Annotated in this window: 13 protein-coding genes and 1 pseudogene; 3 read left to right on the top strand and 11 right to left on the bottom strand. The window is 69.1% G+C overall.

Going from position 1 to position 16474, the window contains the following annotated elements:
* Position 1: 1 nt before the first annotated feature.
* Positions 2–451 carry a hypothetical protein gene (locus IPK27_07495; protein ID MBK8067464.1) on the bottom strand — a complete coding sequence of 150 codons (450 nt, stop codon included), beginning with the start codon at positions 449–451 and terminating at the stop codon, positions 2–4.
* A 101-nt stretch (positions 452–552) separates the two neighbouring features.
* On the bottom strand, positions 553–798 hold the full coding sequence (locus IPK27_07490) for a hypothetical protein (protein ID MBK8067463.1): 246 nt from the start codon (positions 796–798) through the stop codon (positions 553–555).
* Positions 799–1193: 395 nt separating this feature from the next.
* On the opposite strand from IPK27_07490, the gene IPK27_07485 reads away from it, so the two are divergent.
* Positions 1194–2105, top strand: coding sequence for a GNAT family N-acetyltransferase (locus tag IPK27_07485; GenBank protein MBK8067462.1), 912 nt, complete (start codon positions 1194–1196; stop codon positions 2103–2105).
* A gap of 81 nt (positions 2106–2186) precedes the next feature.
* On the opposite strand, the gene IPK27_07480 is transcribed toward IPK27_07485, so the two are convergent.
* The 3 genes from IPK27_07480 to IPK27_07470 all read right to left on the bottom strand — a co-directional run bounded on the left by IPK27_07480 (position 2187) and on the right by IPK27_07470 (position 8998).
* Positions 2187–3917, bottom strand: a complete 1731-nt coding sequence (locus tag IPK27_07480; GenBank protein ID MBK8067461.1) for a type II/IV secretion system protein — start codon at positions 3915–3917, stop codon at positions 2187–2189.
* A gap of 248 nt (positions 3918–4165) precedes the next feature.
* A complete protein-coding gene (locus tag IPK27_07475) occupies positions 4166–8332 on the bottom strand; it encodes an Ig-like domain-containing protein (GenBank protein MBK8067460.1) in 4167 nt (1388 codons plus the stop codon).
* A 99-nt stretch (positions 8333–8431) separates the two neighbouring features.
* Positions 8432–8998, bottom strand: coding sequence for a hypothetical protein (locus tag IPK27_07470; GenBank protein MBK8067459.1), 567 nt, complete (start codon positions 8996–8998; stop codon positions 8432–8434).
* Positions 8999–9282: 284 nt separating this feature from the next.
* Between IPK27_07470 and IPK27_07465 the strand changes: the two genes are divergently transcribed.
* Positions 9283–10752, top strand: coding sequence for a hypothetical protein (locus IPK27_07465; GenBank protein ID MBK8067458.1), 1470 nt, complete (start codon positions 9283–9285; stop codon positions 10750–10752).
* On the opposite strand, the gene IPK27_07460 is transcribed toward IPK27_07465, so the two are convergent.
* The 5 genes from IPK27_07460 to IPK27_07440 form a co-directional block, all read right to left on the bottom strand.
* Positions 10707–12017 carry an MFS transporter gene (locus IPK27_07460; GenBank protein ID MBK8067457.1) on the bottom strand — a complete coding sequence of 437 codons (1311 nt, stop codon included), beginning with the start codon at positions 12015–12017 and terminating at the stop codon, positions 10707–10709. The two genes, IPK27_07465 and IPK27_07460, sit on opposite strands and share 46 nt — an antisense overlap.
* Before the next feature lie 232 nt (positions 12018–12249).
* Positions 12250–12396, bottom strand: a complete 147-nt coding sequence (locus tag IPK27_07455; protein MBK8067456.1) for a hypothetical protein — start codon at positions 12394–12396, stop codon at positions 12250–12252.
* Positions 12381–12719, bottom strand: coding sequence for a hypothetical protein (locus IPK27_07450; protein MBK8067455.1), 339 nt, complete (start codon positions 12717–12719; stop codon positions 12381–12383). The genes IPK27_07455 and IPK27_07450 overlap by 16 nt, the downstream gene beginning before the upstream one ends.
* 189 nt (positions 12720–12908) lie before the next feature.
* A complete protein-coding gene (locus IPK27_07445; protein MBK8067454.1) occupies positions 12909–13193 on the bottom strand; it encodes a hypothetical protein in 285 nt (94 codons plus the stop codon).
* A gap of 75 nt (positions 13194–13268) precedes the next feature.
* Positions 13269–13937, bottom strand: coding sequence for a nuclear transport factor 2 family protein (locus IPK27_07440; protein ID MBK8067453.1), 669 nt, complete (start codon positions 13935–13937; stop codon positions 13269–13271).
* A 214-nt stretch (positions 13938–14151) separates the two neighbouring features.
* Between IPK27_07440 and IPK27_07435 the strand changes: the two genes are divergently transcribed.
* Positions 14152–14784 (top strand): N-methyl-D-aspartate receptor NMDAR2C subunit, encoded by a 633-nt coding sequence (locus IPK27_07435; GenBank protein MBK8067452.1) that lies wholly within the window; start codon positions 14152–14154, stop codon positions 14782–14784.
* 77 nt (positions 14785–14861) lie between these two features.
* Here the strand turns inward: IPK27_07435 and ltrA are convergent.
* Positions 14862–16352 (bottom strand): annotated as a pseudogene (ltrA, locus tag IPK27_07430) (group II intron reverse transcriptase/maturase).
* Between the last annotated feature and the right edge of the window lie 122 nt (positions 16353–16474).

Here is a 16474-nt window from a genome sequence, read left to right as displayed (position 1 = left end):
CTCAGCAGAGGTCCTTGCCCTTCAGTTTCTCGTAAGAACTGGGCACTTCATCGAGCTGCCGGCCGGGTCGCGAGGCGCGGCTTTCGATCGCCCGGCAGGCTTCGGATCGCGTCACCACTTCCTGCTCGACCCGGGTGCCGCTGGTGGTGCCACTGTGATACTGGCCCATGCTGTCCCGCCACGTCACGCCGACCTGGCCGATGACCTCTGGGCATGGCGAGTGCCGGTACCAGACGCCTCCTGCGGCGGAGCAGCGGAAGGGCATCTGGTTCTGCGGCGGCGGGCGCGGCTTGCGATTCGCGGGCGCGGTATTGGCGGCTGCGTCACCGTTGAGCCGTCGCAGCATCTGCATGCGCTCCGCAACCTCCTCCGGCGTGGGTGGCTTGAGGGGATCTGATTCGTACGAAGCCTCATCGCCGATGGACCGGCGATGCGAAAAGCGTTCGGACAAGGTCCGAACCCACAGATGCCGCGAGCTTGCTGTGCGTGGGTTTGGACCTTGTCCAAACGCTGTTGCTCTTGGGGCGCTCCCGCGATGAGGATTGGTACGAATCAGGTGAGGGGATGATCCCGGCCCTCGGCGGGGTACCTCTCCTCCTGCGTCAGCGTCACCACGTGGGCGGGAAGGACCTGTTCCGCGCCCTGCGCCTCGCCGGGACAGGCCTTGGCGTCCAGGTAGCTCACCCTGCCATCCGCGTCCACGCACTTCAGCACCCGGGTTTGGGTCCACGCGGCCCGACCCGGCGCTCCGAGTCCGATGATCAGGAGCAGCAGAACCAAGGGCGCGCGGCGGGTCATCAGCTGCCTCCAGAGGGTGCGGCAAGTGTAACGCTTTGAGTCGCGATGCGCCTCAGGTGCGGACGACCGTGCGCCAGACTGGCGACTCAAGGTCCGCACCGATCCGACCGGCAGCGAGCTGAGCTTCGGCCTCTAAAGCCGCGCGCGCGACAGTGCGTCGGCACGCAGTTCCGCTGACGGCTCCCCAGCCTGGTTGCTCACGGCGCGCGCGAAGGTCGGCACACTCACCAGGATCACTTCCGCCATCATGGATCTGATCGAACGCTAGGCGTCCATCGAACATACTCCCGGGGAACTGAGCGACTGGACTATCCAGAGAGGTCAGCTGACAAGCTGACAAGGTACTCGTCGCGCTGCCGTAGTATTCACGGACCTGCAGTCAACGACGGGTGTGCATGCGCGGATCCCATCATTCGGCCGTCGCGACGCCGCGATCGCATGCCACCGCAGGCTTGCGCCTGAGGATCCTCGGCGCGGGAGACGTCGCCCTGCACCCGGCCTGGTGCGGCCTCATCCGCTCGGTGTTCACACGTGCCAGTTTCGATCGCTGGATCGAATGGGGCTGCTGGGATGAGGGCTACACGGCCTTCGCCCTGTTTGATGGCGATACGCCGGTGGCGAATGTCTCGCGCACGCGCATGCGCCTGGTGCTCGACAGCGAAGAGCGCCGTGGCTGGCAGCTCGGCGCGGTTTGCACCCGTTCCGAGTACCGCGGGCGCGGCCTGGCCCGGCACCTGCTGGACCTCGCGCTGGCCGGGTGCGGCGGCGATCCGGTGCTGCTGTTCGCCAATCCGGACGTGCGCGAATTCTATCCTCGCTTCGGTTTTGCGCCGCGCGAGGAATGGATCTTCGAAGCCGCCCATGCGGCGGTGCCGTCCGGCCCGCCCGCGCCAAGCCTGGACCCGGCCGATCCCGCCGTGCGTATGCGAATCCGCCAGCTCGCCGCCGATGGTCGCCCCGGCACCACGCGCTTCGGCGCGCGCGGGCACGGTGACATCGCGCTCTGGTACCTCGCCAATGGCTTCGTCACGGCGCCGCGCGAGCCGCAGCCAGGGACTTTGGTGTTCTGCACGCAACAGAGTGAATGCCTGCGTGTACAAGAGGTGCTTTCGGATGGCGATGTCGACCTCAGTGAGTTGATCCCTTCCCTGATCGATGCGCCAGTCAGCCGGCTGCGCTTCGACTTCACGCCCGAGCGCCTGTGGCCGCAGGCGCGTGCGGTGGCCCCGGACCTGGACTCCGATCTGTATGTGCGCGGTTTTGCGCCGCGCGCAGAGCACCGGTTTCCGAAACTCGCCCAGACCTGAGTGTTCGCGTCTTCCCGCGCCGGCGAGGATTGAAGCCCACCCCGAGGGCACGGCCGGGCTCCAAGCGCACGGAACACCACACTAGTCGACTCTGACGCTGAACGCTTCTTGCAGCGAGATCACGCCGGCGCGCGCCAGCGTCACCGCGTTGCGCGTGATCGAGAGCATGCCCTGCTTCTGTGCGAGGTCGTGGATCGCATTGGCGTCGGCGCCCGGTACGATCAGCCGGCTGATTTCCGGGGTGACCTCCAGGAGTTCGTAGATGCCGATCCGGCCCTTGACGCCGCGGCCCTCACACTTGGGGCAGCCCTTGCCGATGTAGAACACTTCGTCGGCGCCGACGCCCAGGACCTTGCGTACGTGCGGGTCCACTGGCTCGGGCACCTTGCAATACTTGCAGTTGCGCCGACCCAGGCGCTGCGCCAGCACGCCGAGCAGGGTGGACTTGAGCAGGAAGGGCAGCACGCCGAGGTCAAGCAGGCGGGTGATCGTGGTCGCTGCGTTGTTGGTGTGCAGGGTGGAGAACACCAGATGCCCGGTCAGCGCGCTTTCCACCGCGATCTCGGCGGTTTCCTGGTCGCGGATTTCGCCCACCATGACCACGTCCGGATCGTGGCGCAGGATGTTGCGCAGGGTCCGGGCGAAGGTCAGGCCGGCGACGCGGTTGATCTGCACCTGCAGCACGTCTTCGATCTTGGCCTCGACGGGGTCCTCGACCGTGATGATGTTGACGTTCTGCTTGCGGCATTCGAGCACCGCCGCATAGAGCGTGGTCGACTTGCCCGAGCCGGTGGGGCCGGTGACCAGCAGCATGCCCTGGCCGCGGCTGAGGATGTCGCGGAATAGTTGCTCGTCGCGCGGACCGAAACCGATCTCGGCCACGCTGCGCAGGCTGAAGGCGGTATTCAGGATGCGGATCACCACCGCTTCGCCGTTGATTGTCGGGATCACCGAGATGCGCAGGTCCACTTCCATGTTGCCGCTGGCCGCGCTGGCGCGTCCATCCTGGGGCACGCGGTGCTCGGCGAGGTTCATCCCTCCGATCACCTTGATGCGGCTGACGAAGGCCGGCAGCAGGATGCGCAGGAAGCGGCGCACCGGGACCAGGTCGCCGTCGATGCGGTAGAGCATTTCGAAGGTTTCCGGGCCTGGCCGCAGGTGGATGTCCGATGCGCGCCGCTGGATCGCGGCGTCGATCAGGTCGGCGACCACCTTGACCACCGGCTGCTCGACCGACAGCCGTTCCGCCTCCTTCTGGTGCATTTCCGCACTGCCGAGGCGTGGGTCCAGGCCGAGGCGGCGCACCATCGCCTCGTCTTCGCTCTTGTCGAACTGGCTGGAGAGTGCCAGGCGGATCACGTTGGGGCGGGCGAGGATCGGGACCACCCGCCGCGCGACCATGAACTCGATCGCGCTGGTGGTCTCCGGATTGCTGACCATCACCGCGAGCAGGGGTCCATTGGTGGTCAGAGGCAGGGCCGCCAGGCGTCGCGAGACCGGTGCCGGCAACATGTCGCGCACGATCGGGTCTACCTCCGCGCGCTCGCATTCGAGCAATGGCAGGCCCAGGCTGGCGGCGCGCTCGACCACCGTGCCGAGTTCCGGATCGTCCTGGCGCAAGGCCATCGCGTCGGCGACGCTGATCAGCTTGAATCCCTTCAACTGACTCAGCGGGGTGGCTTCGTCCACTTCGAGCCAGCGCCGCACATCGTCAAGGTTGTCGAGCAGCACGATGCGCGGGCCATTGTCCTGCGCGCTGCCCGCGCCGCGCGCCCCTTCGGCAACGGCCAGATACTCGCCCCCGTTGTTCATCCTTGCCGCTCCACACCCCTGTCGTCCGGAGCTTAGCAAATGGCCCGTGTCGGGCGGTTTGCCCGGTGTCAACCACGGTCCTCTACCCTCAGCGGACGGAACGAGCTTCGATTCCGGCGGGTAGAACCCTTGCGGGGAGGTGCGTAGGCCGTAGTGCCGCAAAGCGGCTCTGCGGCGCTCTGCCGGTGAAGCGCTGCGCGCTACACCGGCCTACCCGGCAGCGGTGGTCGGATCCTTCGCTGACTGACTCATTCGAAGCCGTCGGCGAACACGCCGTCTGTGGGCACGGCGCCGCTGCCGTCCAGTTCGCGGAGAAAGGCCAGTAGCGCGTCGCGTTCGCCCTGCGGCAACGGCAGCACGCGCCGGTGTGGCTGCGCCAGTGTGAGGCGGCCGGCGTGCGCGACGAGGATCTCGTCGATGGCGGCGTACCAGTTGTTGGTTTCCAGCTCGATGGTGTTCACGGCGCCGGCATTCAACGGCACGTTCTCGATGCGGTGCACGCTCCAGTTCGTGCTGCGCCAGTTGGGGTCGTTGTCGCTGGCGGCGAGCGCCTGCGCCGGCAGGGCGACTCCGTTGACGCGCACCGTCAGGGCCTGGGTCTGGGTGCCCGCGCGCGAGTTGCTGTGGCGCAGTTCGATCGCGCCGATGCCGCCCGGGCCGCCGTCGACGCCGCTGAAGCGCAGCACCTGACCGGGCGCCTCCAGGCTGACGTAGGCGCGGCCGCGCACCAGGTCGTCGTTGTTGAGCTCGACAAAGGTGTTTATGAGCGCCGCGCCACCGAGGCGCTGGCCGGACTCGGCGGCGAGCGTGATGCCGCCGGTCACCCGGAACACGTCTTCGAGCGTGGGCGCAGAGCCGTCGTGGAAGTAGGGAGCGCTGGCGAACGCCCCGCGCAGGGTCGGGGTGTCGATGCCGGTCAGCGGGCCGCCGAGGCGACCGCCGCTGCTGGCGCGCAGGGTGCCGACATCGTGCAGCACGGAGCTGCCGGTGGCACTGTCGGTGTACCGCGGCGGGGAATGGCAGCCGGCGCAGCCTTCGCGCTGGAAGATGGTCTCGCCCTGGATGCCCAGCGCGGTCGGCTGGCCGTTGGTCTGCCGGTGTGGGCTGCGCGGCAGGAAGGCGTGCGTGAGCGAGGCCACATAGGCGGCAAGTGCGTCGAGATCGGCGCTCAGGCCGGCCTTCGCCGGGCCGAGCGGCGCGCTGGTCGCGGCGAAATCGGCGTCGGACAGGAAGCCGCTGCCGCCGAAAGCGCCGCGGATGTCGTTCTCGAAGTCCTGGATCTCGTCGAAGTTGGCGCTCCAGTGCACGCGGCCGTGGGCGAGGCCGCCGCGGCCATTCAGCACCGTGGTGTTGCGCAGGCCCTCGCCGCGGCCAGTGAAGTCCCAGCTGCGGCCGTCGTCGCCGCCGTCGAGGTGGCAGGTGGCGCAGGACAGATAGCCTTCGGCGCTCATGCGCGGGTCACCCGCGTGGTAGAAGATCCGCTTCCCCTGCAGCACCGCGCTTGCAAGCGCTTCGTTCGCGACCATCGGAACGCTGGTCGAACCCACCAGCAGCGAGCCCTGCGCGTACAGCGCCTGGGTCTGTAGCACGGTGACCGTGCGGCCCATGAAGTCGTGCACGAAGGTGCGCCCGGTGGTGGGGTCCGCGCACACGCCCTGCGGCGCGGCGCCGGTGGGCAGGCGCGTCACCAGCGCGCCGAGGCCCGTGTTCGCATCCAGCGCCAGCGCATCCAGCACCAGCAACTCGTTCATGCCCTGCAGCGTGACCAGCAGGTAATCGCCGAGCGGCGAGAAGGCCACCGCGCTGGCCGAGTCGCTGTTGTCGATGTCGATTGCGCGGCGGAAGCGTTCGGCGACGCTGGCGCCCGCGGGATCGATCTCGACCAGCAGGTTGCGCACGGTGTTGTCCTGGTCGAGGTCCTGGCTGGGGTGGATCAGTTCGCCGCGCTCGCTGTTGGGCTTGGTCGCGGGGATGAAGGCGCGCGCGCTGCGCGGCGAGATTGCGACCGCCGCGAGCTGGTTGGCCACGCCCTTGCCGCTGGCGGTGGTGTCGCGGTTGGCGTCGCCGCCGATCTTCGGGATGCGGATCGCGCGGGTCAGCGTCAGCGCAGCGGCGTTGACGTCCCAGACCTCGCCGTGGTGCTGCGGCGACAGCAGGCGCGTGACCAGCACGCGCGCGCCATCGGCCGACACCGCGACGCCGCGCGGATTGGGGCCGAGCGCCAGCGCACCGGTCTGCGCGCGCGTGGCCACGCTGTAGCGGCGCAGCTCGCCGCGGCCGCCGAGCGCCACGTAGGCGTTCGCGCCGTCCGGCGAAAGCGCCAACCCAGCCGGCGCGCTGCCGTAGCCGGTGTCGATGGTGTCGATGATCCCGCCGGTGACTTCGTTATGGATGCGGATGCGGTCGTCGTCATGGCAAGCCACCCACAGCTGACCGCCTGGCGTGCGCGCGAGCGCGCGCGGGTCGTCGCAGGTGGCGTGCTCGGCCAGCTTCTGCAGGCTGTCGGCATCCAGCGCGCTGATCGTGTCGCCGTCCGGATTGACCGTCCACACGCGCCGGTTCGGCCCATCGCAGAGGATCGGCGCGCTCGCCGTCGGGCGCGCGGCCGGCAATGGGGCGAGCACGGTCACGACGCGCGTGCGGCTGGCGATCACGCCCGACGCGTCGCGCACCTGCACGCTGGCGCGGTAGTGCCCGGGCTGGGCGTAACTGCGCTGCGCCAGCGTCGCGCCGCCCCAGGCGGTGCGCGGCGAGCCGTCGCCGAAGTCGAAGCGGTACTGCAGCGTGTCGCCGTCGGGATCGCTGGCCTGCGTGGTGAAATCGACCAGCGCGCCCGGCGCGGCGGGGTAGGGCGTGGCGCTGAAGGCGTCGACTACCGGCGGCCGGTTGCCGCCGACGCTGAGGCCGGTCGAGAAGGTGAACGCATACGGCGCCATCGCGTTGCTGGCGGCGTCGCGGATGCCATCCAGCCGCACCTCGTAGCTCTGGTTGGCCGCCAACGGAGCATTCGGCTGGAAGGTAAACACATCGTCGAAGGCGTAGGTCCAGCGTCCGGCGAGCGGCGCGCCGAAGGTGCCCGGGCCCGTGACCGGGCGCACCATGAAGGACTGGCCGTTGACGATCGACAGGGTGTCCAGCGTTTCGTGGATCAGCAGGCTGATCGGTGCGCCGGTCGGGTAGCCCGACTGGCCCGCGCGCGGGATGTGGAAGGCCACCGATGGCGGGCGCGTGTCCGGCGCGGCCTGGTGCGCGAAGATCGCCCAGCCTTGGCCCGGATCACCCACGCCGCCGGTGACCAACAGGTTGCCGAGCGGCAGCGCGAACTGGCTGGTGTCGACACCGTTGCTGATGGTGGTGAACTGGCGCACCGAGCTGCGCGTGCGCATATCGATCTTGTGCTCGCCGATGAAGGCGTACTCGTCCTGGAACTGCGCGTACATCGCGCCCGAGGACCCGTTCGGGCGCGCCAGCGGGACGTCGGCAACAAAACGCAGCGCGGTCGGATCCGTAGCATCCACCACGCGCATGCCGTTGCCGCCGCCGTCGTTGTAGGGGAAAACGATGTAGAGCTCGCCATCGTTGCCCCACAGCTCCGGCCAGTAGCCACCGGGGCCGCCATGGCGCAACACGTCCAGCAGCACGGGTTGCTGCGGGTTGCTGACATCGTAGGTGGCCACCCCGGTGCGGCTCTGGTCGGAGGCGTAGATCAGCAGGTTGCCGAGCAGGAAGGGATGGCCGATCACGCCGGTCTGGCCGAGGTGGTCGAAGGTGGCTTGCAGCGTGCTGCCGGGCGAGCCCGGCGGTCCGTTGCGGTAGATCCGCGCGAGCCCACCGACCGCGTTGTAGCTCCACCAGGTGTCCTCGATGTACCACGGCTGCTGCAGGATCCCGCGCACGCCGACTCCGAAGGGGCCGGACTCGGCGCGGGTCACACCCGGGATGCCGGTTTGGGCGCGGAAAGACCAGTCGAGGCCGCCGGTTTCGTTGTCGTTGTCGGCGCCGATCACCAGGAAAGGTCCGGTTGCGCCGGTCTCCATGTGCTGGCCGAGGTGGAAATAGCCGTGCGCATTGACCGGCTGGCGCGTGGTCCCGAGCGTTCCCTGCGCGTTCGCCGGCGCGTTGACGATGTTGCGCGGGTTGGCCGGGTCCATCAGGTTCCACATCCGCACCTGCAGGTTCGGATTCGGATTGCTCGACGGACTCTCGGGAATCGTGAACAGCACGCCGTTGTGCCAGGCGATGATCGCGCCACGGCCATCGCCGGTGCCGAAGGGGCCGGCGATCAACGCGCCCTCGGTGCGCGCGACATTCGGGAAGCCGATGCCGCTGGGCCACTCGGTGGTGGTCGATTGCGAATGCGCGGCGCTGGCGCAGGCGGCGAGGCAGGCGGCGGTGGCGAGGCGAGGGCGCGTCATGGCGTGCGTCCGGCAGGCCGGCGGGGTGCCGGCATCCAGAGTACGCAATCGGCCGGCCGAAACGACAGTCCGCCGGTCGGGTCCGGCGCGGAAGTCGCGTCAGTCCCAGCGCCCGATCAGCACCAGCGCCGCCAGCGCCAACCAGATCGGCGCCGTCAGGTAGTGGAACGGGCGGTTGTCGGCGGCCGCATCGAGCGCGCGCTGGCGCGGGTCGCCGAGGAAGGCGACGATCTCGTCGCGCATGCGCAGCGCGTCGCCCTGGTCCCAGCGTGTCAGCACCTTGCGGCCTTCGCGGGTCACCAGCGCCACCCGGCGGTGAGTGGTCACATCGCCCTGGCTGTCCACATCGCTGCGCTCGTCGAGTTCGGCGCCCTGCAGTGTGCCCGGTGCCAGCGGCGCGACCTCGCTGACCCGCAGGCGGTCACGCAACACCTCGCAATGGATCACCCCGGACGTCCGCTCGCAACGCAGGGTGGTGCGTTCGGCGCTCTCCAGCAGCCAGATCGCCAGCGCCAGGAAGGGCAAGGCGCCGAGCAGCCGCCACGGGCTGAACTGGCGCCAGCGGATGCGCCTGTCGGCGCGCGCCAGCGCCAGCAGCGTGTAGCCGCAGATCAGCGCGCTGAACCCGGCCAGCGCAGCGTAAGCCAGCCACCAGAGGATGCTCATGCAGCATTGTCGGGCAATGCGGCGCACCCGCCAAGCAGGCCGGCGGGGCCGCCGCCGGCGCACCTGGTCCGCAATGGCGGTCGCCTTGCACGCTGCGATGTCCGGATCCATGCGTCACCGCGGCGATCCGGTCGGCGAGCCGGCCTGACGACGGTCAACATCCCCGCGCTAAGTTCCGCCTAAGCTAAAGGCTGGACACTGCGCGCGTCTGCGTCGATGGGGGCGCGCAGACCGGGTCAGGCCCAGGCGACCAGCGCCCCGCGCGAGCATCGGGAAAGCCAACCATGCGCAATCGATCGAGTCACTGGCTGATGTTGGCGGGCGCGATGCTGCTTGCAGCCGATGCGTGCGCGCAGGGCGCCAACGTGGAGTTCACGATCAATGGCCGGGCGCACAGCCTGCCGGCGACCACCCCGGTTCAGATCGATGGGCAAGCTGCGGTACTCGGCGATGTGCGCGCGCTGCCCAATGGGATGCACCTGGAATGGGCTGCCGCGGCGAGGGTGGGCGAGGGCGCCGTTGCGACGCCGGTCTTCAGCTACAGTCTGATCGGACCGGTGACGGCGACCGCACCCCTGGCGGTGCTCGGACAGGCGCTGACGCTGACCGCCGACACCACGCTGGCCAACATCAGCCTGCCAGTGAACCTGCCGCTGGGAACCCCGGTGGTGGTGGCCGGGCTGGTGGACGCCAATGGAAGCACGTTGGCCACCTTGGTCGAACGCCGCGCGCAGGCGGGAAATACCTTTCTGCTCACTGGGCCGGTACTGGCAGTGGATGCAGGTGCCGGGACCGTGACCGTGGGGACGCAGCGGATTTCCAGCCAGGGCGTGGCCTTTGCGGGCTGCGCCGCGGCAGTGCCGGCCGTGGGCGAGTTCGTGTCGCTGCGTGCCGCAGCGGTACCGACACTGCCGCCCGGCGCGGTCCTGGGTGGCGTGTCCAGCGCCCGTTGCGTTTCCCTGGTGCCGCCAGGAGCCGCCGGGGCGAGCGGCTTCCTGCAGGGCCTGGTCAGTGCGGTACCCAGTGCGCAGCGATTCGATATCGGCACCTTGGTGGTGACCGTGTCGGCGCAGACGCAGTTCGTCTTCGGTGCGCAGGATGACCTGGACCCGGGCGTGGCGGTCAGTGTCGAAGGCAGCTATCTCGATGCAAACACCTTTGCCGCTGCAGTGGTCGAGTTCATCCGCCCGGTCGTGCGCTTCGAGGCGCCGATGGTGCCCGCGGATGTTGATCCAGGCCAGGCGCTGCGGCCATTCGGCGTGCTGGTCCGGCGCACCGCGCAGGTCCGCGATGAGGACGGCATCCTCGGGAACGGCCTCGCGCAGCCGCGCCAGGTGGAAGTCCGGGGTTATCTCGACCGGGTTGGGCGCGCCTATGCGACGCGAGTGCGCGAACGCGGCAATCCGGACCCCAGCGATGTGCGCCTGCGTGGGCCGGTGGAGCTGATCGCTCCGCCGATGCTGCAGGTCCAGGGCCTGCAGGTAGACACCACCGGCGCGACATTTGCCGACGAACTGGGCGCCCCGATGACGCGGGAGGCTTTCTTCCTCGCGGTGGCCATAGCGCATGAAGTGGATGTTTCCGGTGCGTTGTGGACCGCGTCCACCCGAAGCTTGTCTGGTGGCCTGATCGTATGGATCGGCGCCGAGCCGCTGCCCGCGCCGCGTGCAACCGCGGGCAGCGCGATCCACGCGGGCACGGCGTCCGGCTATTCCACGCTGACGCCGCTGTTTGTGGATGGATTCGACGGCTGATCCTGCAGCTGCCGGTAACGCCGCCCCAGCCACAACGCCAGCGCCAGCCACAGCGCCGACAATGGCGCCGCCACCCAGGCCAGCCCGGCCATGCCGAATCCCGCCCAGGTCACCAGGCCGCTGGTCCACGCGCCGAGCTGGTCGCCGGTGCGGTAGACCACGGTGTCGACCAGGTTCTTCGCCTTGTACTTCTCCTCGCGCGCGAGGGGCACGAACAGCGCCTCGCGCGCCGGGCGCGAGAAGGCGAAGTTGCTGACCCGGCGCGCCACCGTGAACACCACCACGGCCCCGAGCACCGGCCAAAGGCCCAGACCGGCGAATCCGATCAGGCTGACCAGCGGCAACGCCGCCAGCGTCAGGCCGACGCCCAGGCGCCCCATCAACCGGCCGGTCAGGAACAGTTGCAGTACCAGGGTGAGCGAGTTGACGATCAGGTCCACCTGGGCGAACCAGCGCGTCTGCGCCGCGCGCCCGTCAACCATCGCATCGACCACCTGCGCCTGCAGGAAGTACAGGAAGGTGGAGCCCACGGTGTACAGCAGCATGTAGCCGCAGATGCCGAGCAGGTAGGGCGACTTGACCGCCGCGCGCAGACCGTCGAGCGCGCCACCGCCGACCGGTGCTTCCATCGCCGCGGCGCCCGGGGCTCGCGGTGCGCGCCGGTCGAAGGCGCGCAGGCACCAGACCGTGCCTTCAAGCATCAGCAGCGACACCAGCAGCAGCGCCGGCTGGCCCACAAGGTCCACCAGCCCGGCCGTCAGCGCGCCGCCTGCCACCGCGCCCAGCGTGGCGCCGGCGGCGATGATCCCGTACAGCCGGCGCGAGGACTCGCCGCGCCAGGCGTCCGCCATCAGCGCCCAGAACACGCTCAGGGCGAACAGGGTGTAGACGCTCACCCAGACGAAGAACACCCGCCCGGTCCACACCGACGAGCTTTCCGGCAGCGCCACCAACGCGATCCAGAAACCCAGCAGGCACAGCATCAACGCGCGATAGCAGATCGCCACCACGGTCAGCCGCGGGAAGCGCGAGACCAGCGTGGCGTAAAGCGGATTGACCGCGAACATCGCCAGCAGGGTCGCGGTGAACAGCCACGGCAGGTTGTCCACGCCACCGGCCACGCCCATCTGGTCGCGGATCGGGCGCAGGATGAAATAACCCGTCATCAGCAGGAACACGCTCAGCGCCGCCAGCGCCAGCGGCGCGCGCTCCTCGCGGCGCACGCTGAGCATCTGGCGCCAGACGCTGGACTCGGGCTGGCTCACGGGTGGCCGCCGCAGCGCGCTGTCACGGTGAGGTGTCGATACATGCAGGCCTGGCCGAAGGGCAGTGGGCGCAACACCAGCGGATGCCTGCCGCAGGTGCGCATCGCCCGGAAGTCAGGCGGCGCTCAGGGCCAAGCGTAGCCCGGCGAGGCGCGCGCATCGCGGTACCGGGTGTTGCCGCAAGCCCTCCGGCGCTGAATCGCTGCGCGATACAGCGCCCTGCGCCGGGGCCTCAATAACCGCGCTCGATGTCGACTACGTTCAGCAGCGGCTCGCCGGCGACATAGCGCCGCAGGTTCTCGGCGACGAGCACTTGGTAACGCTCGTCCTGAGCGTCCGATTGCGCCGCCACGTGCGGCGTGATCACCACATTGTCCATCGCCCACAGCGGGTGGCCGTCGGGCAGGGGCTCGGGATCGGTGACGTCGAGCCCGGCGCCGCCCAGGTGGCCTGCCCGAGCGCGGCGACGAGGTCGGCGGTCACCGCGCTGCGCCCGCGCGCGACGTTGATGAAATAGCCGCCCGGCTTGATCGCCGCGAAGAATTCGGCGTTGAAGATCCCAGTGGTCTGCGGCGTCAGCGGCGCGGCGTTGACCACCACGTCGGCTTCCGCGGCAAAGGCCAGCAGTTCGCCTGGCAATCCCACCTTCGCGACGAAATCCGGGCCCTCGCGGCTGCTGTTGCGGGTGGCGATGACGCGCATGCCCGGCCATGCGCGCGGCGTGCGACCTCGGTGCCGATGCCGCCGAGACCGACCAGCAACAGGGTGCGACCGCCGACTTCGCGCATCCCGGCGCGCGGGGCGGCATCGCGCGCCCACTCGCCGGCGGCCTGGTTGCGGCCGTGCACGCTGAGGCCGCGGGTCAGGGCGAGCAGCATCGCCATCGCGTGCTCAGCGATCGGCTGCGCGCTGGTACGCTGCATGTTGCTCAGCGTCAGGCCGCGCTGCGCCAGTCCCGGTACCGCCACGCAGCGCTTCGACGCCGACCGACAGCGCCTGGAACCAGTGCACCGACGTGGCGTCGGCCAGCAGGGCCGGATCGCAGGGTCCGATCACGACCTGGGCAGCGGCAAGTTGCGCCTTGCGCGCGTCGCCCTCGGCCAGCGCCTCCACCTTGGCTTCCGGGGCGAGGGCGTGCAGTGCAGCGAGCTGCGCCGCATCGGCGTAGGCGACCACGACCAGTCCCGGCGCCTTTCCAGCCCGGCAAGTCGCGCGAGGCGGTCTTCGCCTCGGCCAGGCCGAACTGCTGGATCAGCGCGGTGGCGCGCGGATCCGGGGCGCCGGCTTGCGCCTGGGTCCAGAGCGCGAGCAGGCAGGCCAGAAGGCTGGAAGCGACGCGCCCAGACGGGCGGGTGCGGGGGGGCTGCGCGACATGGGAATCCCTGATCGTGGCGTACTGCGCAGGTTAGCGCGGACTGGCCGCCTGCGGGCGTTCCAGTCTTCGCCGGCGCGATGGTCCCGCAGGCGGGCACCCGCGTCCAATTCAGAGGACCTGTACGCCGCCGCTGCTGCCGCCCTGGGCAAGGGCCTGGAACAGGGAGCCGACGTCGAAGCCGTCCTGTCCCTCGACGATCTGCCCGGCTGGCGAAGCGCAGCCAGGTGATGCCGTCGAAGCGTACGCGCCGGCCGCAGGCGGGCAGCCCGAGCGAATCGCCCTGATGGGGTGCCGTGCATGCGCCAGCGGACCACCACCTGCTCGGCCTCGGTGACCGTGCCGAGCACGTCGAAGCGCATGTCCGGGAAGGCCGCGGAGAAGGGCTCGAAGACTTCGCGCAGCCAGGCGTCGCGGCCCTCGATCACGCGCCCGGCGGCCTCGCCGCGGGTGTCCTCGGCCATCCACTCGGCAACCAGCGCGCGGTCTTTGTTCGCCCACACTTCAGTGAACCAGCGGCGCGCACGGTTGGTGATGTCGATGTTCATCAGTGGGCTCCTGGCGGAATCGGCCTGCTGAGCATAGCGGCCGAAGATCCTCGGCCAAGCCTTGACCAGGGAAATCGTGCGCCGGGCCCTCAATGCCGTTGGCGCACACCAGCGGGCTGTGGGCGGCACGGCCGGGACGCCGACCAAGTGTTGGCCTGCGGAAAGACTTGCCCGCATGCTGGGCGCCTGGGCGCAGGTATGCATGGAGGAACGGATGACGACCATGGACCGGTTCACGCGCAGCTGGCGGCGGGCCTGGAACGGCGCTGGTGCCAAGGGCGATGGCGTGGCCTGGCGCGACGCTTTGCTCCGGTGCTACGCGGAGGCCCATCGCCACTACCACACGCTGCAGCATCTGGACGAATGTCTCGCCGGGTTCGAGGCGGTCGCCGAGCAGGCGCAGCAGCCATCCCAGCTGGAACTCGCGTTGTGGTTCCACGATGCGATCTACGACGTCCGCAGCAAGCGCAACGAGGAGGCCAGCGCCGACTGGGCGCGCGAGGTGCTGCGCGGCGCCGGCGTGTCCGAAGAAGCCGCCGGACGGGTGCATGCGCTGGTGCTCGTCACGCGCCATGACGGTGTGCCGCAGGATGCCGACGCACGCCTGCTGGTCGACATCGACCTGTCCATCCTCGGCGCCGAACGCGCCCGCTTCGAGGAGTACGAGCACCAGATCCGCGCTGAATATGCGCATGTCCCGGGCTTGCTCTTCCGCTTCAAGCGGGGGCAGATCCTGCGCGCCTTCCTCGACCGGCCCTGGATCTACGCCACCGAGTGCTTCCGCGCCAGGCTGGAGCGCCCAGCGCGCGAGAACCTGGCGCGCGCCCTGGGCCTTGCGTCCCGATGACACCTGCATCGCGTCCGGTTCGAAGCCCCCGGCAATCTCCGGGAATCCAGGCTCGGCGATCGCGGTAGGAATGCCCGTCACCGGGCACCTCCCGCACAGATCCCGGCGGGGCGCAATTAACGCACCGGGCTCCCACCTTGGGTTTGACGCGAAAGCGCACGCTGGGCCAGGGATGGTGATGCGCGGTCGGGGAATGTAAGCCCTCCGCCAGCTGGCTCATTCGGTCCCACGTGGTGGAGCCCCGCTGGCTGCGACGCTTGAGCGCCTTTGCGCCAGTGGTCGACCGCGTAGTGCCGGAACGCGTCCAGCCGATGAAAGTTGGTCGGTACGCCGTGGTAGGCCATGTAACCGCCAACCACCTGCCCCAGCCATTTCCCCTGAACCGGGATCGGCTGGTGGAGTCGACTCCGCAGGCCGTCCTTGATCGCCACCAGGGCAGCACGCATGCGGTCACGCGCCGAGTATGGCGACGAAGTTGAAATTCGCCGCGCCGGTCGCGTCCGCAGATGTGCGTGAACCCCAAGAAGTCGAACGTCTCGGCCTTTACCCTGTCCCTCCCGGTCGCGCTGCACTTGCGCGTAGCGGCTGAACATCAGCAGCCGGGTCTCTCCGGATGCAGGGTCAGTGCAAATCGCTCCAGTCGTGCGCGCATCGCAACCAGGAATGCTTCAGCGTCGCCTGGTGCTGGAATCCCAGCACGATGTCATCGGCATATCGCACCACGATCATGAGCCCCGGGCATGGCGCTTTCGCCATTGCTGGGCCCAGAGGTCAAAGACGTAGTGCAGATACATTCGCCAACAGCGGTGAGATCACGGCGCCTTGCGGCGTCCCCACCTGGTGGCCAGGTGCACCCCGTCCTCGATGACTCCCGCTTTCAGCCACTTCCTTGATCAGCCGCAACACCCCGCTCATCGCCGATACGATGCTCCAGAAACCGCACAACCACCATGACTCACGGTGTCGAAGAACTTCGCCAAATCGGCGTCCACGATCCAATTTACTTTTCCCGTCCAATCGCCACCGCCAGAGCGTCCAGCGCATCGTGCTGTCCACGCCCTGGTCGGAAGCCATACGAGAAGCCCAGAAAATCCTGCTCGTAAATCGCATTCAGCACTTCCACCAGCGCCCTGCTGCACGATCTTGTCCTCCAGTGCCGCGATGCCCAAGGGACGTTGCCGTCCATCAGCCTTTCTCGATGTACTGGCGGCGCGAAGGTCGTGCTCGGTAGGTGCCACGGTGAACACGCTCGTGCAAACCCGCGAGTCGGCGCTCCTGGTCAACCTCGTAGTCGTGCCACGTGACGCCATCCACACCGACGGCCGCATCCCGCTTCAACCAGGAAAAAGCGGCCGCCAACAGCGATGGCGTGAGGTGGTGCAACAGCGCCGTGAAGCGCTCCTGCCCCTCGGGACTTTCGCCCGTTCGCGTACACGGTGCAGCTGCAGTGACACGCTTTCCCGGCTCTGCGTCCGGCGCGTGCGTGGCTGTCCCGCGTTCCCTTCGGCCTGCCGCCTTCGCTCCATGAACTCCGCCCTCGCGCGCGCGTTCTTGTTCGCCCACTTCATCGCTACTACGCAGCAGTCTGACTTCTCCGGTCCGCATTGTCGGCTTCGGCTCCTCGCCTTCCCGACACGGGCCGACAGGCGTCACCGCCCACCGGTCGGACCGGAGACCTCCCGGCTCCTGC

The organism is Rhodanobacteraceae bacterium, from assembly GCA_016713135.1.
GTDB lineage: Bacteria > Pseudomonadota > Gammaproteobacteria > Xanthomonadales > SZUA-5 > JADKFD01.
The sequence above is the reverse complement of the archived record's forward strand: the minus strand, read 5'-3'. Positions and strand labels throughout refer to the sequence as shown.

Excerpts from the sequence above, each read along its gene's own strand:
- IPK27_07490 (MBK8067463.1), bottom strand. The coding sequence starts at position 798 with ATGACCCGCCGCGCGCCCTTGGTTCTGCTGCTCCTGATCATCGGACTC.
- IPK27_07485 (MBK8067462.1), top strand. The coding sequence starts at position 1,194 with ATGCGCGGATCCCATCATTCGGCCGTCGCGACGCCGCGATCGCATGCC.
- IPK27_07480 (MBK8067461.1), bottom strand. The coding sequence starts at position 3,917 with ATGAACAACGGGGGCGAGTATCTGGCCGTTGCCGAAGGGGCGCGCGGC.
- IPK27_07475 (MBK8067460.1), bottom strand. The coding sequence starts at position 8,332 with ATGACGCGCCCTCGCCTCGCCACCGCCGCCTGCCTCGCCGCCTGCGCC.
- IPK27_07470 (MBK8067459.1), bottom strand. The coding sequence starts at position 8,998 with ATGAGCATCCTCTGGTGGCTGGCTTACGCTGCGCTGGCCGGGTTCAGC.
- IPK27_07465 (MBK8067458.1), top strand. The coding sequence starts at position 9,283 with ATGCGCAATCGATCGAGTCACTGGCTGATGTTGGCGGGCGCGATGCTG.
- IPK27_07455 (MBK8067456.1), bottom strand. The coding sequence starts at position 12,396 with ATGGACAATGTGGTGATCACGCCGCACGTGGCGGCGCAATCGGACGCT.
- IPK27_07450 (MBK8067455.1), bottom strand. The coding sequence starts at position 12,719 with ATGCGCGTCATCGCCACCCGCAACAGCAGCCGCGAGGGCCCGGATTTC.
- IPK27_07440 (MBK8067453.1), bottom strand. The coding sequence starts at position 13,937 with ATGAACATCGACATCACCAACCGTGCGCGCCGCTGGTTCACTGAAGTG.
- IPK27_07435 (MBK8067452.1), top strand. The coding sequence starts at position 14,152 with ATGACGACCATGGACCGGTTCACGCGCAGCTGGCGGCGGGCCTGGAAC.